Source organism: Streptomyces sp. CAU 1734 (genome assembly GCF_039888735.1).
Classification (GTDB): Bacteria; Actinomycetota; Actinomycetes; order Streptomycetales; family Streptomycetaceae; genus Streptomyces.
Genome location: NZ_JBDQQP010000004.1, coordinates 208,612 through 231,421, shown reverse-complemented (window position 1 = coordinate 231,421; position 22,810 = coordinate 208,612). Strand labels below are relative to the sequence as shown.

The 22,810-nt window shown below is 70.5% G+C and carries 20 protein-coding genes; 13 read left to right on the top strand and 7 right to left on the bottom strand.

Annotation, left to right across the window (positions count from 1 at the left end; all coding sequences use genetic code 11):
- Positions 1-12: 12 nt before the first annotated feature.
- The gene (locus AAFN69_RS09325; RefSeq protein ID WP_347727872.1) at positions 13-951 is read right to left on the bottom strand and encodes a L,D-transpeptidase family protein; all 939 of its coding nucleotides are present in this window, start codon (positions 949-951) and stop codon (positions 13-15) included.
- A gap of 154 nt (positions 952-1,105) precedes the next feature.
- On the opposite strand from AAFN69_RS09325, the gene AAFN69_RS09320 reads away from it, so the two are divergent.
- The gene (locus AAFN69_RS09320; RefSeq protein WP_347727871.1) at positions 1,106-2,686 is read left to right on the top strand and encodes a methylmalonyl-CoA mutase family protein; all 1,581 of its coding nucleotides are present in this window, start codon (positions 1,106-1,108) and stop codon (positions 2,684-2,686) included.
- A 173-nt stretch (positions 2,687-2,859) separates the two neighbouring features.
- Positions 2,860-3,513, top strand: a complete 654-nt coding sequence (gene leuE / locus AAFN69_RS09315) for a leucine efflux protein LeuE (protein WP_347727870.1) — start codon at positions 2,860-2,862, stop codon at positions 3,511-3,513.
- Between the two features lie 112 nt (positions 3,514-3,625).
- Here the strand turns inward: leuE and AAFN69_RS09310 are convergent, their stop codons facing one another.
- A complete protein-coding gene (locus tag AAFN69_RS09310; RefSeq protein WP_347727869.1) occupies positions 3,626-4,345 on the bottom strand; it encodes a CBS domain-containing protein in 720 nt (239 codons plus the stop codon).
- A 556-nt stretch (positions 4,346-4,901) separates the two neighbouring features.
- Here AAFN69_RS09310 and AAFN69_RS09305 point away from each other — a divergent pair.
- The 8 genes from AAFN69_RS09305 (at position 4,902) to AAFN69_RS09270 (ending at position 14,365) form a co-directional block, all read left to right on the top strand.
- Positions 4,902-6,239, top strand: a complete 1,338-nt coding sequence (locus AAFN69_RS09305) for an amidohydrolase (RefSeq protein ID WP_347728101.1) — start codon at positions 4,902-4,904, stop codon at positions 6,237-6,239.
- A 407-nt stretch (positions 6,240-6,646) separates the two neighbouring features.
- A complete protein-coding gene (locus tag AAFN69_RS09300) occupies positions 6,647-7,690 on the top strand; it encodes a BMP family ABC transporter substrate-binding protein (protein WP_347727868.1) in 1,044 nt (347 codons plus the stop codon).
- Between the two features lie 204 nt (positions 7,691-7,894).
- Entirely contained in the window at positions 7,895-9,544 is a 1,650-nt protein-coding gene (locus AAFN69_RS09295; protein ID WP_347728100.1) for an ABC transporter ATP-binding protein, read from the top strand.
- Positions 9,541-10,653 carry an ABC transporter permease gene (locus AAFN69_RS09290; RefSeq protein WP_347727867.1) on the top strand — a complete coding sequence of 371 codons (1,113 nt, stop codon included), beginning with the start codon at positions 9,541-9,543 and terminating at the stop codon, positions 10,651-10,653. Before AAFN69_RS09295 ends, AAFN69_RS09290 begins: the two co-directional genes overlap by 4 nt.
- Complete coding sequence (locus AAFN69_RS09285) at positions 10,650-11,939, top strand: ABC transporter permease (RefSeq protein WP_347727866.1); 1,290 nt, start codon at positions 10,650-10,652, stop codon at positions 11,937-11,939. Before AAFN69_RS09290 ends, AAFN69_RS09285 begins: the two co-directional genes overlap by 4 nt.
- Complete coding sequence (locus AAFN69_RS09280; RefSeq protein ID WP_347727865.1) at positions 11,936-12,334, top strand: cytidine deaminase; 399 nt, start codon at positions 11,936-11,938, stop codon at positions 12,332-12,334. Before AAFN69_RS09285 ends, AAFN69_RS09280 begins: the two co-directional genes overlap by 4 nt.
- 202 nt (positions 12,335-12,536) lie before the next feature.
- Positions 12,537-13,814: a thymidine phosphorylase gene (locus tag AAFN69_RS09275; RefSeq protein ID WP_347727864.1), complete on the top strand. Its 1,278-nt coding sequence runs from the start codon at positions 12,537-12,539 to the stop codon at positions 13,812-13,814.
- Positions 13,815-14,002: 188 nt separating this feature from the next.
- Positions 14,003-14,365, top strand: a complete 363-nt coding sequence (locus AAFN69_RS09270) for an STAS domain-containing protein (RefSeq protein ID WP_347727863.1) — start codon at positions 14,003-14,005, stop codon at positions 14,363-14,365.
- A gap of 28 nt (positions 14,366-14,393) precedes the next feature.
- On the opposite strand, the gene AAFN69_RS09265 is transcribed toward AAFN69_RS09270, so the two are convergent.
- From AAFN69_RS09265 to AAFN69_RS09255, 3 genes are all read right to left on the bottom strand, one after another.
- A complete protein-coding gene (locus AAFN69_RS09265; RefSeq protein ID WP_347727862.1) occupies positions 14,394-15,410 on the bottom strand; it encodes a sigma-70 family RNA polymerase sigma factor in 1,017 nt (338 codons plus the stop codon).
- Positions 15,411-15,479: 69 nt separating this feature from the next.
- A complete protein-coding gene (locus AAFN69_RS09260) occupies positions 15,480-16,112 on the bottom strand; it encodes a L,D-transpeptidase family protein (protein WP_347728099.1) in 633 nt (210 codons plus the stop codon).
- Positions 16,113-16,388: 276 nt separating this feature from the next.
- On the bottom strand, positions 16,389-17,747 hold the full coding sequence (locus tag AAFN69_RS09255) for an MFS transporter (RefSeq protein WP_347727861.1): 1,359 nt from the start codon (positions 17,745-17,747) through the stop codon (positions 16,389-16,391).
- A gap of 63 nt (positions 17,748-17,810) precedes the next feature.
- Here AAFN69_RS09255 and AAFN69_RS09250 point away from each other — a divergent pair, with 63 nt between their 5' ends.
- On the top strand, positions 17,811-18,773 hold the full coding sequence (locus AAFN69_RS09250) for a LysR family transcriptional regulator (RefSeq protein WP_347727860.1): 963 nt from the start codon (positions 17,811-17,813) through the stop codon (positions 18,771-18,773).
- 973 nt (positions 18,774-19,746) lie between these two features.
- Here AAFN69_RS09250 and AAFN69_RS09245 read toward each other — a convergent pair.
- Positions 19,747-20,436: an alpha/beta hydrolase gene (locus AAFN69_RS09245; RefSeq protein ID WP_347727859.1), complete on the bottom strand. Its 690-nt coding sequence runs from the start codon at positions 20,434-20,436 to the stop codon at positions 19,747-19,749.
- A gap of 225 nt (positions 20,437-20,661) precedes the next feature.
- On the opposite strand from AAFN69_RS09245, the gene AAFN69_RS09240 reads away from it, so the two are divergent.
- Both AAFN69_RS09240 and AAFN69_RS09235 read left to right on the top strand, forming a co-directional pair.
- Positions 20,662-21,810, top strand: a complete 1,149-nt coding sequence (locus AAFN69_RS09240; protein WP_347727858.1) for an adenosine deaminase — start codon at positions 20,662-20,664, stop codon at positions 21,808-21,810.
- Positions 21,811-21,941: 131 nt separating this feature from the next.
- Entirely contained in the window at positions 21,942-22,376 is a 435-nt protein-coding gene (locus tag AAFN69_RS09235) for an ATP-binding protein (RefSeq protein ID WP_347727857.1), read from the top strand.
- A 138-nt stretch (positions 22,377-22,514) separates the two neighbouring features.
- Here the strand turns inward: AAFN69_RS09235 and AAFN69_RS09230 are convergent, their stop codons facing one another.
- Positions 22,515-22,721: a PspC domain-containing protein gene (locus tag AAFN69_RS09230; RefSeq protein WP_347727856.1), complete on the bottom strand. Its 207-nt coding sequence runs from the start codon at positions 22,719-22,721 to the stop codon at positions 22,515-22,517.
- Positions 22,722-22,810: the final 89 nt, after the last annotated feature.

The window sequence follows — 22,810 nt, the reverse complement described above, 5'->3', positions numbered from 1 at the left end:
CGCCGGCCGTTCTCACCAGTGAATGACGACCCGGTCCCCGGTACGGATCTCCGCGAACAGGGCGGCGATCGCTCCCCGGTCGCGGACATTGACGCAGCCGTGCGAGGCCCCGCCGTAGCCGCGGGCCGCGAAGTCCGCCGAGTAGTGCACCGCCTGGCCGCCGCTGAAGAACATCGCGTACGGCATCGGGGTGTCGTAGAGCGTCGAGACATGGTTCCGCGACTTCAGGAACACCGTGAAGGTGCCCTCGCGGGTGGGGGTGTACTGGGAGCCGAAGCGCACATCCATCGTCGACCGCACCACGCCCTCCACCACCCAGGAGAGTGTGCGGCCGGTCTTGCTGACACACATCACCCGGCCCCGGAGACACCGGGGATCCAGCCGGGCGGCCGGTTTGTCCGCGGCCGTGCCGCTGAGTTCGTCCGGGGTCGGCGCGGTGGTCATGGCGAGCAGCCGCCGCCAGGTGACGGGGTCCACCGCGCCGGTGGCCGGCAGTCCGCGCCTGCCCTGGAAACCCTGGACGGCGACGGCCGTGATCCGCCCGTAGAACCCGGTCGGGGCGTGGTCGAACCAGCCGATCTGCGCGAGCCGGGCCTGGAGTTCCCGTACCAGCGGGTCGCTGTCCCCCCGGCGCATCAGCGCGTCGGCGGGTTCCGGCGCCGTGTCCGCCGATGAGCCCGGGCTCTGGCGCGCCCCGGCCGTCCGGCGGGGCGCGGCGCCGGGATCTCCGGACGGGCTCCAGAGCCCGGCGTCGTTCCGCCCCGGTGCGGCGGAGGCGGAGCCGCCGGGTCCGGCGGACGGCTCGGTGGCCCGCGCCGTACAGCCGCCGGCCACGGTCAGGACGGTGAGTACGGCGATGGCCCGGCGGATCAGCGCTCCGTGTGCCCGGCTCCGGTGGAAGCCCGCCCGGTGCGCGGCGGCGGCGTAGGTTCCGAATGGTGTGGTCGGCATGGTGACCCCCTGCGGTTCCGCACGGTTCCCGCCGTCCCCCGCGGGTGCTCCGTGGTTTCTCCTCCTCCCCAGATGGAATCGGGTCCTGCCCGGTTGCACAATGGCGCGCATTATGGGGAAGAGACTCCGGAGCGGATCAAGGGGAGGCAGAGAAATGACACGCCATTCCGAATCCGGGCTGCCCGTCGAACCGGTGTACGGGCCGGAATCGCTCAAGGGCTGGGACCCGGTGGAGAAGCTGGGGGAGCCGGGCGCGTACCCCTTCACCCGCGGTATTCACCCCACGATGTACACCGGCCGGCCGTGGACGATGCGGCAGTACGCCGGATTCGGGACCGCCGCCGAATCGAATGCCCGCTATCGGCAGTTGATCGCCCATGGCACCGCCGGGCTCTCGGTCGCCTTCGACCTTCCCACCCAAATGGGTTACGACTCCGACGCCCCGATCGCGCACGGCGAGGTCGGCAAGGTCGGGGTGGCCGTCGACTCCATCGAGGACATGCGTGTCCTGTTCGACGGAATCCCGCTCGACCAGGTCTCCACCTCGATGACGATCAACGCCCCGGCCGCGCTTCTGCTCCTGCTCTACCAGCTGGTCGGCGCGGAACAGGGCACGGCGGCGGACCGGCTCACCGGCACCGTCCAGAATGACGTGCTGAAGGAGTACATCGCCCGGGGAACCTATGTGTTCCCGCCCGGCCCGTCGCTGCGGCTGACCGCCGATATCTTCCGCTACTGCCGTACCGAAATGCCGAGATGGAACACCATCTCGATCTCCGGATACCATATGGCGGAGGCCGGTGCCACACCCGCACAGGAAATCGCCTTCACCTTCGCCAACGCCATCGAATATGTCCGCACCGCGCTCGCCGCAGGTATGGAGATCGACGACTTCGCACCCCGCCTGTCGTTCTTCTTCGTGGCCAGGACGACCATTCTGGAGGAGGTCGCCAAATTCCGGGCCGCGCGCCGGATCTGGGCCCGGCTGATGCGGGAGGAATTCGGCGCGCGGAATCCGAGATCGCTGATGCTGCGCTTCCACACCCAGACGGCGGGAGTGCAGCTGACCGCCCAGCAGCCCGAGGTGAATCTGGTCCGGGTGGCCGTGCAGGGACTCGCGGCCGTCCTCGGCGGCACCCAGTCGCTGCACACCAATTCCTTCGACGAGGCCATCGCGCTGCCGACCGACAAGAGCGCCAGACTCGCCCTGCGCACCCAGCAGGTACTCGCCCACGAGACCGATGTGACCGCCACCGTCGACCCCTTCGCCGGGTCGTACGCGATCGAGCGGATGACCGACGCGGTGGAGGAGGAGGCGCTCGCCCTGATGGGCCGGGTGGAGGAGCTGGGCGGTGCGGTGAGCGCCATCGAGCGCGGCTTCCAGAAGGGCGAGATCGAACGTTCCGCCTATCGGATCGCGCGGGAGACGGAGTCCGGCGAGCGGGTCGTGGTGGGCGTCAACCGCCATGTGCTCGACCGGGAGGAGCCCTATGAACCGCTGAGGGTCGACCCGGAGATCGGGGCCCGGCAGACGGAGCGGCTGGCCCGGCTGAGGGAGGAGCGCGACGGGACCGCGGTGAGCGGGGCGCTCGACCGGCTCCGGGAGACGGCGGCGGGCACCGGCAATGTGCTGCCGCCGATGAAGGACGCGCTGAGCGCCCGGGCCACGGTCGGCGAGGTCTGTGACGCCCTGCGGGAGATCTGGGGGACCCATGTCCCGGCGGAGAGCTTCTGATCCGGCGGCCCGTGCCCCGGACCGCGGTTGCCGGCGTTCCGGGGTACGGGCCGCTGCTGCCGGCGTTCCGTCCCCCGCCGCCGGCGGTTGGTCCCTTCTGCCCCGCACGCCCCGGATGTCGTGAGGAAGAACACAGGACCGGAGTGTCGTACCTGTGTGCGAGACTCCCTTTCATGCTGGGTGTCACCGATCTTCCGGCCTATCTGGCCGGTCTCATCCTCATCGTCCTGCTCCCCGGGCCGAATTCGTTCTATGTGCTCTCGGTCGCGGCCCGGCGCGGTGTGCGCACGGGATACCGCGCCGCCGCCGGCGTGTGGTGCGGCGACACCACCCTGATCGTGCTCTCCGCGCTGGGCGTCTCCTCGCTCTTCCGGACGAATGAGCTGCTCTTCGCGATCGTGCGGTTCGCGGGCGCGGCCTATCTGGCCTGGATCGCGATAGGACTGCTGCGCTCCGCCTGGTCGATGTGGGTCAACCGGCATGCGGAAGCGCCCGAAACCCCGGCCGCGGAGGCGGAGAAGGACACCGAACGGCCCTTCCGCAGGGCGCTGCTGATCAGCCTGATCAACCCCAAGGCGATCCTCTTCATCGTCGCCTTCTTCGTGCAGTTCGTGGATCCGGCCTACGCCTATCCCGCGATCACCTTCGTGGTGCTCGGCGGCCTTCTCCAGATCGCCAGCTTCCTCTATCTCACCCTGCTGATCTTCACCGGCACCCATCTCGCGGCGGCCTTCCGCCGCCGCAGGCGCCTCTCGGCCGGGGCCACCTCGGCGGTGGGCGCGCTCTTCCTCGGCTTCGCGGTGAAGCTCTCGCTCAGCAGCGCCTGAAGCGCACCGGCGTGTCGTGGTGAGCGCGGCGCCGGCGTCGGGCTGCCGGGCCCGCGTACGCCTGTCCGGGTGCGCCGGCCCGCGTACGACCCCGCCGCGTGCGCCGGCCGCGTCAGCCCTCGCGTGCCGGGTCCGGCCGCGACCCGGCGCCGGTGTCCCCGGGGCGGGGCCCGCCGGTGACATCCACCGTCCCCGCGGGGGAGGGGCCGGGCACCGCTCCCGCCCTGCCCGCCGTGCCGGTGTCGTCCAGCCGCCAGGAGAGCCGGTCGATCACCTCGACCACCCCGTCCACCGACTCGCACAGCCGGACGAAGACGGGGAGAAGGCTGCGGTGCTCCACCGTGCCGCTGAGGGTGACCCGCCCGTCGGTGACATCCACGGTCAGCGCGGAGGGCGAGAGCCCGAGGGTCTGCGTGAGGACGTCCTCCAGGATCTCCTCCTGGATCGCCCGGTCCCGGCGGAGGAAGAGCTGGAGCAGATCGCTGCGGCTCACCACCCCCGTCAGCCGCCCCGCGCCGTCCACCACCGGGAGCCGCTTGATCCGGTACTCCTCCATCGCGCGGGCCGCCCGGACCACACTCCACTGCGGCTGCGCCACGATGGCCGGGCTGGACATCAGCGCCTCGGCGGTGCTCGCGGTGGTCCTGGCGGTCTGCCGGCGCAGCAGATCCGCCTCGGAGACCACCCCGACCGGCCGCCCGTCGTCATCGACCACCGGCACCGCCGTGATCCCGTACTCGTCCAGCAGCCGCGCGATCTCCTTGAAGGCCGTCCCGCGCTGAACGCTCACGGCGACGGGGGTCATCAGGTCGGCGACCCTGCGGTGCCTCATGGCTTGCCGGTCCCTTCCGCACTCTTGACATCGTGCTCGGTGGCCGTGTTCTCCGGACACCGAGGCGTACGGTCCCCAGCCTGATACGCCGGGACTCCTCCGCACAGGGACCTTAGGCCCCATTCGTCCGAGTGCGCGGCTCCGTCCGACCCGTGTCCGGTCCTGCGGCCCGGCGCCGGAGCCGCCCGGGGCCGGTCTCGCGGCCGTGTGGAGCGGAGCCGCCCGCCGGGCTGCCGACCGGCTGGAAATCGACGTGAGCGGCGCGTGGGACCCCGTGGAGCCGTCATGGCCCCCGAGGGGACCCGGCCTGGAGTCGATATCGCGCCGGAGTGGTATCCGGCACGGGCCGGGCTGAAGGACCGCCGGAGGCCGGGGAAAGACCCGGGCGCGGCCCCGGTGGCCGAGGTACCGTCAAAGGAGGCGTGAGTGTACCCACAGAGGCGCGCGATCATGCGCCTCCGGGACCAACTTTCCTTCCCCTATCGGATTGAACTTTTGTTGATCAGTGGTCAGTTGGACCCCGCCTGGGCCTACTCTTCAACAGGTGAACCAACTGATGTCCCGTGAGTCCGAAGCCGACGCGTCCAGCGAATCCGACAAGGCCGGCCTGCCCAGGAGCGTCACACTGCCGGGCACGCTGTCCGAATCTCTCTGTGCCGAATTGATCGCATTCCGTCGCGATCTGCATATGCACCCCGAACTGGGCAACCAGGAATTCCGCACCACCGCCGCCATCAAGGCCCGGCTGGAACAGGCCGGTCTCCGGCCGCGGGTACTCGCCGTCGGCACCGGCCTGGTGTGTGACATCGGCCTGGACGCGGGCACGGGCGCGGGCGCCGGCATCGACGACACGGGCGACAGCACGGACATCGCGGCCGGCGGTTCGGGGGAGGGCCCGGGCCGGGCCGGGAACACCCCGCTGTTCGCGCTCCGCGCCGACATCGACGCCCTGCCCATCCCGGACACCAAGACCGAGGTGCCCTACCGGTCCACCGTCCCCGACCGGGCACATGCCTGCGGCCACGATGTGCACACCACCGTCGTCCTCGGCGCCGGGCTCGTCCTGGCCGAGCTGCACCGCCAGGGGCTCCTGCCGCGCCCGGTCCGGCTGATCTTCCAGCCCGCCGAGGAGGTGCTGCCCGGCGGCGCGTCGGACGCCATCGAGTCGGGTGCCCTCGACGGCGTCGGGAAGATCATCGCGGTGCACTGCGACCCCCGGGTCGACGCCGGGATCATCGGACTGCGCCCCGGCCCCATCACCTCCGCCTGCGACCGGCTCGAAGTCACCCTGGAGGGCCCCGGCGGCCACACCGCCCGGCCTCATCTGACCACCGACCTGGTCACGGCCGCGGCGAAGGTCGTCACCGAGGTGCCCGCCCTGCTCGCCCGCCGGGTGGACGCCCGCTCGGGTCTCGCGGTCACCTGGGGCCGCATCGAGTCCGGCCACGCCTGCAATGTGATCCCGGGCCGGGCCGAGCTCTCCGGCACCGTGCGCTGCCTGGACCTCCCCGGCTGGCGCGCCGCCCCCGACCTGGTCCACGCCGCCATCGACGAGATCGCCGGCCTGCACCGCGCCAAGTCGGAGATCACCTATGTCCGCGGTGTCCCGCCGGTGGTCAATGACCCGGTCGTCACCGAACTCCTCCGGGACGCGCAGACCGCGCGCCGGGGCGCGCTCGCCGTCGAGGACACCGAGCAGAGCCTGGGCGGCGAGGACTTCTCCTGGTACCTGGAACTGATCCCCGGCGCGATGGCGAGGCTCGGGGTGCGCACCCCGGGTGACACCGCGAAGCGTGATCTGCACCGGGGCGACTTCGACGCGGACGAGTACGCGATCCAGGTCGGCGTGGAGCTCTTCACGGCGGCGGTCCTGCTGGACGCCGCGCGCTCCTGACCCGGACCCGGGCGCGCGGCCGGACCACCCCCGGCCGCCCACCCGGCCCGTGAAGCCGACGACCCGCGCGGCCTGCCGCGTACCCTCCGCGCGGTCGGCCCCACCGGGGCTCACCACCGGGGCTCACCACCGGGCCCACCACGCCCCACCGGGCCCGGCTGCGCGCTTCTCCGTCCCTCCGGGTTCCGCACCCCGGCCGCCTCCGGCGCGGGGTCCCCGCGGCCCCTCCCGTACGCTGTCGCCGCATGTGCCGGGAGCGCTGCGCAGCGTCGCATCCGCCGCCGGGTTGCGACGATCCTATAACGACTCATGAACAGGTCTTTAACTGACATCTACGCGCGTTACGATCGCCGCAAAACCAGCGCCGGAAGAGGCGCTTTCGGTCAGTCTCGAAGGGACCCCTCCTCTTGCGCCGGGTATCCAAGATCACTGCCGCGTGCATCGCGACCGCGGCCCTTTCCTTCACCGCCACCGCCTGTGGTGAGTCCTCGACCGGTGAGTCCTCCGGTTCGGACAGCGGCGAGCTGAAGATCGGCATGGCCTACGACGTCGGCGGCCGTGGCGACAACTCGTTCAACGACTCCGCCGCGCGCGGCCTGGACAAGGCCAAGTCCGAGCTGGGCGCCCAGACGAAGGAGCTGACCGCCAAGCACGGCGAGACCCCCGCGGACCGCGAGGCCCGTCTCTCCTCGCTGGCCCAGAGCGGTTACAACCCGGTCATCGCCGTCGGCTTCGCGTACAAGGACACGATCGACAAGATCGCGCCCAAGTTCCCGAAGACCAGCTTCGGCCTGGTGGACTCGGTCTCCGACGCCAAGAACGTCGACAGCATCGTCTTCACCGAGGAGCAGGGCTCCTACCTCGCCGGTGTCGCCGCCGCGCTGAAGTCCAAGGACGGCAAGATCGGCTTCATCGGCGGTGTCGACCTTCCGCTGATCAAGAAGTTCGCCGCCGGCTTCGAGCAGGGTGTCGAGGAGACCAACCCCAAGGCCACGGTGCAGATCCAGTACCTGACCACGGGTACGGACCTCTCCGGCTTCGGCTCCCCCGACAAGGGCAAGGCCGCCGCCCAGGGCATGCTCGACAAGGGCATTGACGTGATCTACGCGGCGGCCGGCGGTTCCGGCGCCGGTGCGATCGAGGCCATCGCCGCCAAGAAGGGCACCTGGGCGATCGGTGTCGACTCCGACCAGGCCAAGGACCCGGCCCTGTCGAAGTACTCGGCCTCGATCCTCACCTCCGTCGTCAAGAACGTCGACGCCGGTGTCTTCGAGCTGGCCAAGTCCGTCAAGGACGGCAAGCCGCTGACCGGTACGCACACCTACTCCCTCGCCGAGGACGGCGTCAGCCTGGTCACCACCGGTGGTCACCTGGCCGACATCCAGGCGAAGCTGGACGAGGCGAAGAAGAAGATCGTCGACGGCACGATCAAGGTTCGCACCACCACCTGATCCGGCCCGCCGAATCGGGGCCCGGAATGAGTGGCCATGTGCCGCTCTTCCGGGCCCCGACTCACGTCCGCTCTCCGTTGACGGGCCGGTTCCAGTCCGGCTCTTCAACGATTTGGCGGAGCTACGCGCGTAGCTTTTCTGCTACACGGTAGTTTTCGCCACCACCGCCTCTGCTCGTCCGCTCCCTGCCCTGGAGAGTGCGCCATCAAAGCGTCCAGCAGTCCCCATGCCGTAGAGCTGCGCGGCATCACCAAACGATTCCCCGGGGTCGTGGCCAACCACGACATCGACATCACCGTGGCCCGTGGCACCGTCCACGCCCTTGTCGGCGAGAACGGCGCCGGCAAATCCACCCTGATGAAGATCCTGTACGGCATGCAGAAGCCGGACGAGGGCACCATCGCGATCGACGGCGAGCAGGTGACGTTCTCCAACCCGGGCGAGGCCATCGCGCGCGGCATCGGCATGGTGCACCAGCACTTCATGCTCGCCGACTACCTCACCGTTCTGGAGAATGTCGTCCTCGGCTCCGAGAAGCTGTACGGGATCGGCGACCGGGCTCGCGCCAAGATCAAGGAGATCTCGGACGCGTACGGTCTCAACATCCGCCCCGACGTCCATGTCGAGGATCTCGGTGTCGCCGACCGCCAGCGCGTGGAGATCCTCAAGGTTCTCTACCGGGGTGCCCGCACTCTCATCCTGGACGAGCCGACCGCCGTGCTCGTGCCCCAGGAGGTCGACGCGCTCTTCGACAACCTGCGGGAACTCAAGGCCGAGGGCCTGACCGTCATCTTCATCTCGCACAAACTGGGCGAGGTGCTCTCGGTCGCCGACGAGATCACGGTCATCCGCCGGGGCACCACGGTCGGCACCGCCGACCCGGCCACCACCACCCCCAAGCAGCTCGCCGAACTGATGGTCGGCAGCGAGCTGCCCTCGCCCGAGACCCGCGAGTCCACCGTCACCGATGTCCCCATGCTCACCGTGGCGGATCTGCGGCTGACCGCCACCGACCCCGACGGGGTCGTGCGCGCGGTGCTCGACGGCATCGACTTCACGATCCACAAGGGCGAGGTTCTCGGAATCGCGGGTGTGGAGGGCAACGGCCAGTCCGAACTGGTCGAGGCGATCATGGGTATGCGCCACCCGGACCACGGCACACTCACCCTCGACGGCCAGGACATCTCGCACCGGCCGACCCGCAAGCGGCGCGAGGACGGCATGGCCGTCATCCCCGAGGACCGCCACCGCCACGGCCTGCTGCTGGAAGCCCCGCTCTGGGAGAACCGCATCCTCGGCCATGTCACCGAGAAGCCCAACAGCAAGGGCGCCTTCCTCGACATCAAGGCCGCCCGCGCCGACACCGAGCGGATCGTGCGCGAGTACGACGTGCGCACCCCCGGTATCGACGTCACCGCGGCCTCGCTCTCCGGCGGCAACCAGCAGAAGCTGATCGTCGGCCGCGAGATGAGCCATGCCCCCAAGCTGCTGATCGCCGCCCACCCCACCCGCGGTGTGGACGTCGGCGCACAGGCCCAGATCTGGGACCAGATCCGGGAGGCGCGCCGTGAGGGACTGGCCGTACTGCTGATCTCGGCCGACCTGGACGAGCTGATCGGACTCTCCGACAGTCTGCGGGTGATGTACCGCGGCCGGCTGGTCGCGGACGCCGACCCCGCCGCGATCACCCCGGAGGAACTGGGCTCGGCCATGACCGGTGCGGTCAGCGGCCATCTGGAGGACACCGGCACCGGCGGCTCGGCCGGCGGCCACGGCAATGCCACCGGCACGGCGTCCGGCACCGAATCCGGCACACAGGGCGACACCCCCCGGCACGGGGAAGAGGACCGATGAAAAAGTTCGACAAGGAGCGGGTGCTCCTGGGGCTCGCGGCCCCCCTTCTCGCGATCGTGGTCGCCTTCCTGGTCACCGCGCTGGTGCTGGCCGCCACCGGCAAGGAGCCGTTCCAGGCGTTCGGCATCATGTTCGACTACGGCACCAAGTCGGACAGCCAGGTCTACATCCTGAACAAGGGCACCACCTACTACCTGGCAGGTCTCGCGGTCGCCATCGGCTTCCGGATGAATCTGTTCAACATCGGTGTCGACGGCCAGTACCGGCTCGCGGCCTTCTTCGCCGCCGCTCTCGGCGGCGCGCTGACGCTGCCCGGCCCGGTCCAGATTCCGCTGATGATCCTCTGCGCCATGATCGTCGGCGCGATGTGGGCCGGCATCGCCGGCGTTCTCAAGGTCACCCGGGGAGTCAGCGAGGTCGTCTCCACGATCATGCTGAACGCCATCGCCACCGCGATCATCGGCTACCTCCTCCAGGTCGGCCGCCTCGGTCACCTCGACGAGGCCGGTACGAAGATCTCCACCAACCCGATCCCGGAATCCGCCCACTTCTTCGAGTTCCCGACCACCCCGGCGCCCATCTGGGGCTTCATCGTGGTCGCGGTCGCCGCGGGTATCGGCTACTGGTTCACCCTCTCTCGTACCCGCTTCGGCTTCGATCTGCGGACGGTCGGCCAGTCCGGCTCCGCCGCCGAGGCCAGCGGTGTCAATGTGAAGCGGATGATCGTCACGTCCATGCTGATCTCCGGCGCCATGGCCGGTCTGATCGGTATGCCGACCCTGCTCAACGACTCCTACGAGTACAGCGGCGACTTCCCGGTCGGCATCGGCTTCACCGGTATCGCCATCGCCCTCCTCGGCCGCAACCACCCGATCGGCATCGCCCTCGGCGCGATCCTCTGGGCCTTCCTGGAGCGCGGCAGCGGCCAGCTCGAATTCGAGGGCTACGACAAGGAGATCGTCGGCGTCATCCAGGGCGTCATCGTCCTCTGTGTCGTCATCGCCTACGAGGTGGTGCGCCGCTACGGTCTCAAGCGCCAGCAGCGGCAGGTCGGCGCGAAACTCGCCGCCCAGGCCCGTAACTCCGACAAGCAGGAGGTGTCGGCGTGAGCGCCACGGCGACTTCCACCCCGCCGCCCACGGCCCCCAGGGTCAGCGGCGCCAAGGGAGGCCGCAAGCGGCTCTCCTTCCCGGTCATCCTGCTGATCATCGCGGGCGGTCTGCTCGCCCTCTCCGCGGTCCGCGCCATCACCGGCGCACAGGACATCACCTCGGCGGGCCAGATCAGCGCCGCGCTCTCGATGGCCGTGCCGATCGGTCTCGCCGGTCTCGGCGGTCTCTGGGCCGAGCGGGCCGGTGTGGTCAACATCGGTCTCGAGGGCATGCTGATCCTGGGCACCTTCTTCGGCGCCTGGGCCGGCTGGCAGACCGATCCGTGGATCGGTGTCCTCGCCGGTGTCGCGGGAGGCATGCTGGGCGGTCTGCTCCATGCGGTCGCCACGGTCACCTTCGGAGTCGACCACATCATCTCCGGCATCGCGATCAACATCCTGGCGCTGGGCTTCACCACCTACTTCGCCAAGCTCTGGTTCAACAGCGGCGAGGCGCAGGCCAAGGGCGGCAGCCCCAAGCAGTCCCCGCCCGCGGAGAGCATCACCGACATCACCATTCCGGGGCTCTCCGACTGGCTGCTGTCGATCGAGAAACACCACTGGTTCTTCATCTCGGACCTTGCCGGTGTCCTCGGCGGACTGGTCACCAATCTTTCGCTGCTGACCATCGTGGCCGCGCTGCTCTTCGTACTCACCTTCGTGGTGCTGTGGAAGTCCGCCTTCGGTCTGCGGCTGCGCTCCTGCGGTGAGAACCCGATCGCCGCCGAATCGCTCGGCGTCAATGTCTACAAGTACAAGTACATCGCCGTGATCATCTCGGGCGGTATGGCCGGCCTCGGCGGTGCCTTCCTCGCCCTGGTCACCTCGCACATCTACAACGAGGGACAGACCGGCGGACGCGGTTACATCGGTCTCGCCGCCATGATCTTCGGCAACTGGCGGCCCGGCGGTCTCGCCGCGGGCGCGGGCCTCTTCGGCTTCGCCGACGCGCTCCAGCTCCGCAACGGCGGCGAGTCCGTCCACGCGCTGCTGCTGCTTCTGGTCGTCGTCCTGATCGGCCTGGCGGTCTGGAAGTTCTACCGCAAGAGCATGATCCAGGCAGTGGTCAGCGCGGTCATCGGTGCCCTGGTCCTGGTCTGGTACCTCTCCACCGACACGGTGCCGAACGAGTTCGTGACCGCCACCCCGTATGTGGTGACCCTGCTCGTCCTCTCCCTCTCCGCACAGCGGCTGAGAATGCCCAAGGCGGACGGTATGCGCTACCGGAAGGGCCAGGGCAAGTGACGACGGCCCCGCCCGCCGACTGGGAGGCTCTGCGGGAGCGGGCGCGTGAGGCGATGACCCACGCGTACGCGCCCTACTCGGGCTACCCGGTCGGGGTGGCCGCGCTCGTCGACGACGGGCGCACGGTCACCGGCTGCAATGTCGAGAACGCCTCCTACGGCCTCTCGCTCTGCGCCGAGTGCGGGCTGGTCTCCCAGCTCCAGGCCACCGGCGGCGGCCGGCTGACCCACTTCACCTGTGTGGACGGCCAGGGCGCGAAACTGGTCCCGTGCGGGCGCTGCCGGCAGCTGCTGTACGAATTCGGCGGTGACACCCTCCTGGTGGACAGCCCCGCCGGGATCGTGCCGCTGCTGGAGATACTTCCGCAGCCCTTCGGGCCGGCCCATCTCGCGTAGCACCCTCTCGCGGCCCCTCCGCTCCCGGCGGAGGGGCCGCGACCTTTCCCGGCCGGTGCTCCGCCGGTTTCCCCGCCGGGGTGCCGCCTGCCTCCCCGCTCCTTGTTCTTTTCCCTCGTCTACCCTCGTCATCAAGCGTCTCTATGCGCGTAGAGCCCATGGAGCGCACAGCGAACCTGTGCTGCCAATCTGGAGGAACCCCATGGACGTCATCTCCGTCATCCGCACCAAGCGGGACCGCGGCGAGCTGACCCCCGAGCAGATCGACTGGGTCATCGACGCCTATACCCGCGGTGAGGTGGCCGACGAGCAGATGTCGGCCCTGGCGATGGCGATCCTGCTCAACGGCATGAACCGGACGGAGATCGCCCGCTGGACCGCCGCGATGATCGCCTCCGGCGAGCGGATGTCCTTCGACACCCTCTCCCGCCCCACCTCCGACAAGCACTCCACCGGCGGCGTCGGCGACAAGATCACCCTGCCGCTGGCCCCGCTCGTCGCCGCCTGCGGCGCGGCCGTGCCGCAGCTCTCCGGCCGGGGCCTCGGCCACACCGGCGGCACCCTGGACAAGCTGGAGTCCATCCCCGGCTGGCGGGCCCTGCTCTCCAACGAGGAGATGCTGCACGTCCTGGACACCACCGGCGCGGTCATCTGCGCCGCCGGTGACGGACTCGCCCCGGCCGACAAGAAGCTGTACGCGCTCCGCGATGTCACTGGCACCGTGGAGGCCATCCCGCTGATCGCCTCCTCGATCATGTCCAAGAAGATCGCCGAGGGCACCGGCTCCCTGGTGCTGGACGTCAAGGTCGGCAGCGGCGCCTTCATGAAGAACATCGACGACGCCCGCGAGCTGGCCTCCACCATGGTCGCGCTCGGCACCGACAGCGGGGTCAGGACGGTCGCCCTGCTCACCGACATGTCCACCCCGCTCGGTCTCACCGCGGGCAATGCCCTGGAGGTCCGCGAATCGGTGGAGGTCCTGGCGGGCGGCGGCCCGGCCGATGTGGTCGAGCTGACCCTGGCGCTGGCCCGCGAGATGCTGGACGCCGCGGGCATCAGGGACGCCGACCCGGCGAAGGCCCTGGCCGACGGCTCGGCCATGGATGTCTGGCGCCGCATGATCGCCGCCCAGGGCGGCGACCCGGACGCGGCACTCCCGGTCGCCCGCGAGACGCATGTCGTCACCGCCCCGTCCTCCGGAGTGCTGACCCGCCTCGACGCGTACGACATCGGCCTCGCCGCCTGGCGCCTCGGCGCGGGCCGCGCCCGCAAGGAGGACCCGGTCCAGGCGGGCGCGGGTGTCGAGCTCCACGCCAAGCCGGGCGACACGGTGACGGCGGGCCGGCCGCTGATGACCCTGCACACGGACACCCCCGAGAAGTTCGGCTGGGCCCTGGACTCCCTGAAGTCCGCCTTCGACATCGCCCCGGCCGGCACCGGCTTCACCGCCAACCCGATCGTGCTGGACCGCATCGCCTGACCTGCGGTTGCTCACGCGGAGCGGCCCCCGACGACCGCCCCGGCCCAGCGCCCGCGCCCCGGCCCGAGCCACTTCGGGACCCGTGGCTCCGGGCGCGGAGGGGCGGGGAGATGATCCATCTCCCCGCCCCTCCCCCCTCGGCTGACCCCCACCGATGAGTTCATCCCGCCCGGCCGGTCTCATGAGACATGAGCATGGAAACCGCCGGCCCGGGTGTGCCCCCCGGGCCCTATGTCCTCGTCATGCCCGCGCAGGTCACCCTCGCCGATGTGCCGCCGCTCTGTGAGCGGCTGCGCGAGCTCTACGGGGACGGGGCCGGCGAGGTGGTGTGCGATCTGGCCGCGCTGACCCGGGCCGACCTCGCCTCGGTGGAGGCGGTGGCCCGGCTGCGGCTCACCGCCCGCCGGGCCGGGCGGGGAGTGACCCTGCGCAATGCCCGGCCCGAACTGCTCTCCCTGCTCGAACTCGTGGGCCTCGGCGCGACAGGAGCGGACGACACGGTGCCGCCCGGCCCGCACACCGTCACCCGGCCCCGGTCCGGGCCCGGGTGAGCGAACTCCCGGGCCGGACCGGCGGACATCAGGACTCGGCCGGCCGCGCGGGCTCCATCGGCGCGAGGGGCTCCAGCCACGCCGGCAGATCGAAGAGCGGGAACCAGCGCTTGGTGTCCAGGAAGGAATTGATACCGGCGATCTTGCCGTCCCGGATGTCCATGACCATCAGCGCCCACGGCGTGTGACCGCGGCCGTCCTCGGCGGCGTGATAGTGCGCGAAGGCCGGCATGCCATTGGCCACCGTCGGAATGAGCCGCGAACCGCGGCAGACCGCGCCCACGCCCAGCATCCAGCCCACGATGTTCTCGTGGCCCTGGAGCCAGAGATCGAACGGCGGCATGGAGAGGGTGGCGTCGTCATGGAGGACCTTCTTCAGGGCCTCCATGTCATATCCCTCGAAGGCGGCCACATACCGCTCCAGGAGCTCCCGCTGCTCCTCGTCCAGCGGATTCGCCGGATCACTCGCGGTCGGCGGCGACTCGGCCAGGGTCGCCCGCGCCCGCTGGAGCGCGCTGTTGACGGAGGCGACCGAGGTGTCCAGCAACTCCGCCACCTCGGCTGCCTTCCACGCCAGCACCTCACGGAGGATCAGCACCGCCCGCTGCTTCGGCGGCAGATGCTGAAGCGCCGCGACGAACGCCAGCCGGATCGTCTCCCGCTCCACCGCGCGCTCCGCCGGATCGGCGACCGCCGGCAGCACCCGCCCGTCGGGAACCGGCTCCAGCCAGGTGGCCTCGGGGCGGGCATTGAGCTGCGCCTGCGCCACCGGCGTGGGGCCGGAGAGATCCATCGGACGGGCCCGCCGATTGCCCGCGTTGAGCATGTCCAGACAGACATTGGTCGCGATGCGGTAGAGCCATGACCGCAGCGACGAACGCCCCTCGAATTTCTCGATGTTCCGCCAGGCACGGACCATCGTGTCCTGGACGGCGTCCTCCGCCTCGAAGGACGAGCCGAGCATGCGATAGCAGTAACCGGTCAGCTCGCGCCGGTACTTCTCCAGCTCGGTATCCAGATCCTGTTGTGCTGCCAGATCACTCATCGGGTCCACCCCTGTCGCCCATTGGCACCAGCTTCCGTGAACCTACAAGACGCCACTGACAACGGGAGCTCAGGTACCGGGCTTCTGCCCGTAGACGTACACGTCGTCGCCCTTCTTCAACAGCTTCCAGTATGCCTTCGCCTCGGCCGGACGCATGTTGACGCAGCCCGCGGAGCCCGGCGGATTCCACATCGACTTCGTCACCGAGTGGAACGCCTGCCCGCCGTCGAAGAACTGGGCGTACGGCATCTTCACCTTGTAGATCGACGACACATGGTCGATGTTCCGCCAGTAGATCTTCCTCGCGCCCGTACGGGTCTCGGTCCCCTTCTTCCCGGTGCGCACCGGGACCGGGCCGTACACCAGCTTCTTGCCGTCCTGGATCCAGGAGAGCTGCCGGGTCAGGTCGACACAGGCGATCCGGCCCTTGTTCACCGGGCACTTCCCGGCCTTGTTCGGGGTCTTCCCGGCGGCCTTCTGCTGGAGCATCGTGTCCATCGCCTGCCAGGTCAGCGTCCCCGCGAAACCCGAGGCCGGGGCGATGCCGTGCTTGGTCTGGAAGGACCGGATGGCCTTGCAGTCGGCCGACGACTGCTTGCCGTCCACCGGCCGTCCCAGGAACTTCTCGACCTGCTTCTGATACGGGCCCTTGCCCGCCGTGCAGGCCGCCGCCGCGGCGGCCGGAGTGCTGCCCAGCGCCATGGTCAGCGGCACCACCAGACCGGTCAGCCCCAGAGCCACCCCGGCCCGGCGGCCCGCTGCCCGCTTCGCCCGTGTCCCTCTCACCGCGTTCCCCACCGTCGCCACGCCCCCTCGATCCTCATCCGGAACAACAACCGCCGCGAATACGCCGGTTGCCCTATTGGACATGTGGATCGGGGACGTAGTTGTGCGAAATCAGTCTCAATCCGGCTACAGTCGGCGCCCGCCCCCGGATACGGCATTTTCGGACACCGCTTTTCGGGCCTGTCCGGACCCTCAGCGGGCGGTGGCCGGCACCGTCGCGAGCGGCGTCCGCCGCCGGGCGGCCCGCGCCACCCGCGTCCCGTACAGCGTGATCGACACGACGCCGGTCACCGCCAGCAGGCCCAGACCCACCGTCCCGGCCCAGCCCGCCGCGTGGAAGGCGATGGCACCGAGGGTGCCGCCCACGCTGCTGCCCAGGTAGTACGCCGACTGGTACAGCGCCGACGCCTGGGCCCGGCCCGTCTTCGCCGTACGGCTCACCGAGGCCGACGCGACCGCGTGCCCCGCGAAGAAGCCCGCCGTGATCAGCACCAGGCCGAGCAGCACCGCGGTCAGCGAGTCCGCCAGCGACAGCAGCAGTCCGGCCGCGGTCGTGGTGACCGCCAGATACAGCGCCCCGCGCCGTCCCAGCCGTCCCACCAGCTTTCCGGCCGCCGCCGACGAGACCGTACCCACCAGGAACACCACGAAGACCGAGCCGATGACCCCCGGCGGCAGACCGAACGGGGCCTCGGCCAGCCGGTAGCCGATCACCGTGTAGACCGCGCCGAACACCGTCATGAACAGCGCGCCGATCGCGTACAGCCGCCGCAGCAGCGGATCGGAGAGATGCCCGCGCACCGTCACCGCCAGCGCCTTCGGGCTCAGGGTCCCCGGCGTGAAGTGCCGGGCCCTCGGCAGCAGCCGGAAGGCCACCGCGCACACCAGCGCCATCACGCCCACGGCCACCAGCCCGGCCCGCCAGCCCCACAGCTGCGCCGCCCAGCCGGTGACCACCCGGCCGCTCATCCCGCCGATGCTGTTGCCCGCGACGAACAGCCCGATCGCCGCGATCAGCGCCCGGGGGCGCACCTCCTCCGCCAGATACGCCATCGCCGAGGCCGGCAGCCCGGCGAGCGCCGCGCCCTGCACGGCCCGCAGCACCACCAGCCACTCCAGATTCGGCGCGAACGGCACCAGCAGCCCGACCCCGACCGCCACCGTCAGCGAGGCGGTCATCATGGTCCGCCGCCCGAACCGCTCGGAGAGGACACTCAGCGGCAGTACGAAGAGGGCCAGCGCGCCCGTGGCCGCCGACACCGTCCAGCTCGCCGCCGAGGCGCTCGCACCGAACTCGCCCGAGATCGCGGGCAGCACCGACTGGGTGGAGTACAGCAGCGCGAAGGCGGCCAGGCCGGCCGCGAAGAGGGCCAGGCTCATCCGGCGGTAGCCGGGACGGCCGGGGGAGAGCTGCCCGGAGGCCGGGGCGGGCGGTTCCGCCGCGCAGTCGCCGCGCGGGGCGCGCCCGGCGGGCGGCCCGTCCGGAGAAGAGGTGTTCAGGTCAATGGCGACGGCGCCCACCTCGGTGGACGCCTTGGTACTGGCAGGCATGTCCCGAACGTACGACCGACCAGGATCATGCGTCCAATGCATGAAACGGCGATAATCGTTCCCATGGTGCATAAGCAGAGCTCACAGCCTCGGCTGTCACAGGGCAGTTACGCAGAATTCGAAGAGGACACATCGCTTCTGCTCGCCCCCCGCCTCGCGTACTTCGCCGGGGTCGCCCGCCACGAGCATGTGACCCGCGCCGCACAGGAACTCGGCGTGCCCCAGTCCACGCTCTCCCGGGCCGTCGTCCGGCTGGAGCAGGACCTGGGGGTGGCCCTCTTCGCCCGCAAGGGCCGCACCGTCTCCCTCACCCCGGCCGGCCGCACCTTCCTCACCTCGGTGGAACGCGCCCTCGCCGAGGTCGAGCGGGCCGCCGACTCCGTACGCGCCGACGCCGACCCGCACGCCGGGAAGGTCGCCTTCGGCTTTCTCCACACCATGGGCTCCGAGACCGTCCCCAGCCTGCTCCGCGCCTTCCGCGCCGACCATCCCCGGATCCGCTTCACCCTGGTGCAGAACTACGGCGAGGCCATGCTCGGCGGGCTGCGCTCGGGCGATCTCGACCTCTGCCTCACCTCGCCCGTGCCCGACGCGCCCGATCTCGTGGCGCGCCGCCTCGACGAGCAGCGGCTGCGGCTGGTCGTCCCCGACGACCACCGCCTCGCCGGGCGCCGGCGGGTCAGGCTCGCGGAGGCCGCCGACGACGTCTTCGTCACCCTGGAGCCCGGGTACGGGCTGCGCCGCATCACCGACGACCTCTGCGCGCAGGCGGGCTTCACTCCCCGGGTCGCCTTCGAGGGCGAGGAGGCGGAGACCCTGCGCGGGCTGGTCGCCGCGGGGCTCGGGGTGGCGCTGCTGCCACCGCCGGCGGTGGCGCGGCCCGGTGTGGTCGAGCTGACCGTCACCGCGCCGAGGGCGGTGCGAGAGATCGGGGTCGCGTGGCTGGACGGCCACCCCGACACGGCCCCTGTGGCCGCCTTCAAAAAGTTCCTCCTCTCCCGGCGAGGCCGCCTCCTCCCGGACTAACGGGGGCGCGGCCCCTTTCCCGTGGCTCCGCCCCGGGCCCTTGCGACGTCTGCCTCCGGCGGGACGGAGTGTTGTGCGCCCTCGCCCGTGGGCGCGGGTACCTTTCCGGGGCTCCGCCCCGGACCCGGCGCCTCAATCTCCCCCAGAGCTTCGCCTGGGAGGTACCCCCAGCGGGGCTTGATTTTGCTTGCCCTTGTTCGCGGGTGCGGGTTGGTGTGGGGGCGGTGTCGCGTCGTTGCCCGTGTTGTTCGGGGTCCCGGGGGTGCGGTGCTTTCCCGGGGCTCCGCCCCGGACCCGGCGCCTCAAACGCCGGCGGGGCTTGGTTTGGTGCTGTTGGTACGGAGCGGGACACCTTGTTCCGTGACGGCCCGGGGGTCCTCCGGGCTCGACTCCTCAGAGCCGGCGGAACTCGGGTCCTTGTCCTGCGTACCCGGGTATTGCCGCCGGCTCTTCCGGGGACGACCCTGCACACCCCCTCCACGAGCGTCGCCCGATAAGCGGCCCCCGGCCCGGAACCGCTTGTTTCTGGTGCGGGAGCGCCCGCCCAGAGGCACCCGCCCACTCTGACGCCCCTCACCCACCCACCCCCGGGTGACCTTCCGGACCCGGGTTCCCCGCCTTGTGAAACCGACTCGGAACGCACGGACGGGCAGAGCACCGTCATCACGCACTGGGCTTACTCGCGGAAGGGGGGACGCGCAGGAGCGGTGCTGGGGCGTCAAGCGTGATTTGTGGCGCACAGGAGAAAGACCAAAACAAGGGCGGTACATGCGCCGTAAATCATGCAGCCCCAGTGCCGAACCGGAGCGGCACCCAACCCGCACCAACAAGCACCCGGCCCGGGGAATCAGGCAACCCGCACACACAAGCCCAGCCGGCGATTGAGGCGGCGGCACCCCCGGACCAGGGTGACCAAAACCGCCCCGCCGCCGGTGGACACCCCCGGGCCGAGCCCCAGGAACAGGAAGGCGGCCTACGGGCGGAGGGACTTGCCGAAGCCCGCGGCCAAGGGCATGCGCAGGCCCAGTGGCGGCGGCGCCGCCAGCGCGTCCGCGACCGGGCGCGAGTACGGGTGCGGGAAGAGCGAGCCCAGCACGAAGTCCCGCGCGAGGGCGAGCACCTCCGCATGGTGCTGCCGCAGCGCGTTCCCGTCCGTGTGGACCTCGAACCGGCATATGTTCCGGTTCACCTTCTTCGCGCGCTCGGCGAGCCGATAGGAGAGGTCCGGATCCGTCCGGTGGTCATTGGTGCCGTGCACGATCAGCACCTGGCGGCCCACCAGCTGCTTCACCGGCTCCTGCTCCGCCCCCGGCTCGTCCGCCGGCAGCCAGGGCGCCATCGCCAGCACCGCCTGGACCGCCGGGTGGTCCGCCGCCGCGAGCGCGGCGCGGCCTCCGAAGCCGTGGCCGGCCAGGCAGACCGGGACGTCCCCGTACCGCCGCACGACCTCGTCCGCCGCCTCGGTGGTGTCCACCGCGAGCCGGGCGTCCGTGCCGTTCCAGCCCCGGGAGCCGTAGTGCACCGAGTGCACCACCAGCCCCTCCGGGCGTCCCGCCCGTGCCAGTGTCCGGCCGAGCGGGAGGAGCCGGGTGAAGGAGAGCGGGGAGGGCGGCCGGTCGGATTCCGCCTCGCCGTCCGGGAGCAGCAGGACGACTCCGCCCACCGTCCGGTCCGGTTCCGCACCGCGTGGGCCGTATGCCCGGCCCAGCCGGACCTCGCGCCTCACCGCTGCCGCCCGACATTCGCCTGGACGCCCCGCTGTCGGGGCCGCGCACCGTGTGCCATGCCAGAACAGTCTCAGAAGTACGGGGGTACGCCACCCGTACGCGCGGTCACTGTTACGTATCGACCGGGGGCGCTCTACGCGCGTAGGGGCTAGAGTGCGCAAATGACGAGCCAGACCCTCAATACGCCCACCGCGGAACAGATCCGCCGCGCTCCGAAGGTGCTCCTCCACGATCACCTCGACGGCGGGCTGCGTCCCGGCACGATCATCGAACTCGCCCGTGAACAGGGCTATGACGCTCTCCCCGAGAGCGAGCCGGACAAGCTCGGCGTCTGGTTCCGGGAGGCCGCCGACTCCGGCTCGCTGGAGCGCTATCTGGAGACCTTCGCGCACACCTGCGCCGTGATGCAGACCCGTGACGCGCTGATCCGGGTGGCCGCCGAGTGCGCGGTGGACCTCGCCGAGGACGGCGTGGTGTACGCGGAGATCCGCTACGCCCCCGAGCAGCACCTGGAAGCCGGCCTCACCCTCGAAGAGGTCGTCGAGGCGGTCAACGAGGGCTTCCGGGAGGGTGAGCGCATCGCCCGGGAGAGCGGCCACCGCATCCGGATCGGCGCCCTGCTGACCGCCATGCGGCATGCCGCCCGCGCGCTGGAGATCGCCGAGCTGGCCAACCGCTACCGCGACACGGGTGTCGTCGGTTTCGACATCGCGGGCGCGGAGGCCGGCTTCCCGCCCACCCGGCACCTGGACGCCTTCGAGTACCTCAAGCGGGAGAACAACCACTTCACCATCCACGCGGGCGAGGCGTTCGGCCTGCCGTCGATCTGGCAGGCACTTCAGTGGTGCGGCGCCGACCGCCTCGGGCACGGTGTGCGGATCATCGACGACATCGAGGTCTCCGCGGACGGCCAGGTGCGGCTCGGCAGGCTCGCCTCGTATGTGCGTGACAAGCGCATCCCGCTGGAGCTCTGTCCCACCTCCAATCTCCAGACCGGTGCGGCCGAGTCGTACGCGACGCACCCGATCGGGCTGCTGCGGCGGCTGCACTTCCGGGCCACCGTCAATACGGACAACCGTCTGATGTCGGGCACCAGCATGTCCCGTGAATTCGAGCTGCTGACCGATACCTTCGGATACACGCTCGACGATATGCAGTGGTTCACCGTCAACGCGATGAAGTCCGCGTTCATCCCTTTCGATGAACGACTCGCGATGATCAATGACGTCATCAAGCCGGGATATGCCGAGCTGAAATCCGAATGGCTGTTCCGGCAGACGGCCACGACCAGCGATTCTTCCGCCGAATAGCAGCCGCGGAACATTTTCGGGAGCGGCCGGGAAACGCAACACCCGGCCGCTTCCGGGTGTTTGCCTCGGCCCTGGGCGTATGGCTAGCTTGCTGAGCCGCTCATATTCCCCGTCCCAAGGACAAACCCCTGATGAAGCAGTCTGCTGCCAAGACTCTCGCCGTCGCCGCGCTCGGTGCCGCCTTCGCCGCCGCCGCCGCGGGTACGGCCACCGCCGCGCCCGCCGGTCTCCCCGAACCCTCCCTGGACTCCGTCGCCGGTGCGGTGCCGGTCGGGGACACGCTCACCAAGCTTCCGGCGGGTGCTCCCGAGTCCCTGGCCGGCGCGCAGGGCGCTCTTCAGGAGGGTCTGGCCACCGCGCCGGGCACCCTCCAGGGCGCCGGGCAGCGCGCGCTCGCCCCGGAGGCCCCCACCGACCTGGTGGGCAGCCTGCTCGGCGGTCTGCCGGTCAACTCCCTCACCAAGGTGCTCCCGGGCGGCGGTCTGCCGACCGACGCCGTCACCGGTGGTCTGCCGACCGGCGGCCTCCCGACCGGCGGGCTTCCCGTGGGAACCGGCCTCATCTGATCCAGGGCCGTCCGCCGAACCTTCCCCTGAACGGCTGCCGGCCGGTGCCGTACCGTCCCGCACGGTTTCGGCAGTGGAGCGGGGTGTGTGTCCCGTCGAAGGACACGCACCCCGCTCTCACGCGTCGGCGCGAGCGGGCTACCAGGCGGTCTTGGGGCTGGTCCGCCCCTCGGCGGGCAGCATCATCCAGAGCACGGCATAGAGCAGGAACTGCGGCCCCGGAAGCAGACACGAGGCCAGGAATATCCCTCGCATCGCCAGTGCGGAGATGCCGAAGCGCCGTCCCAGCGCCGCGCACACTCCACCGATCATGCGTCCTTCGCGGGGGCGGACAAGTGCGGCCATGGTGGGCTCCTTCGCGAGACCGTTCGTGGTTTCGGTGAGCGGCTGCTCCCGATACATCCATGGTGCCCCGGCCCCCACCCCCGGCGGAT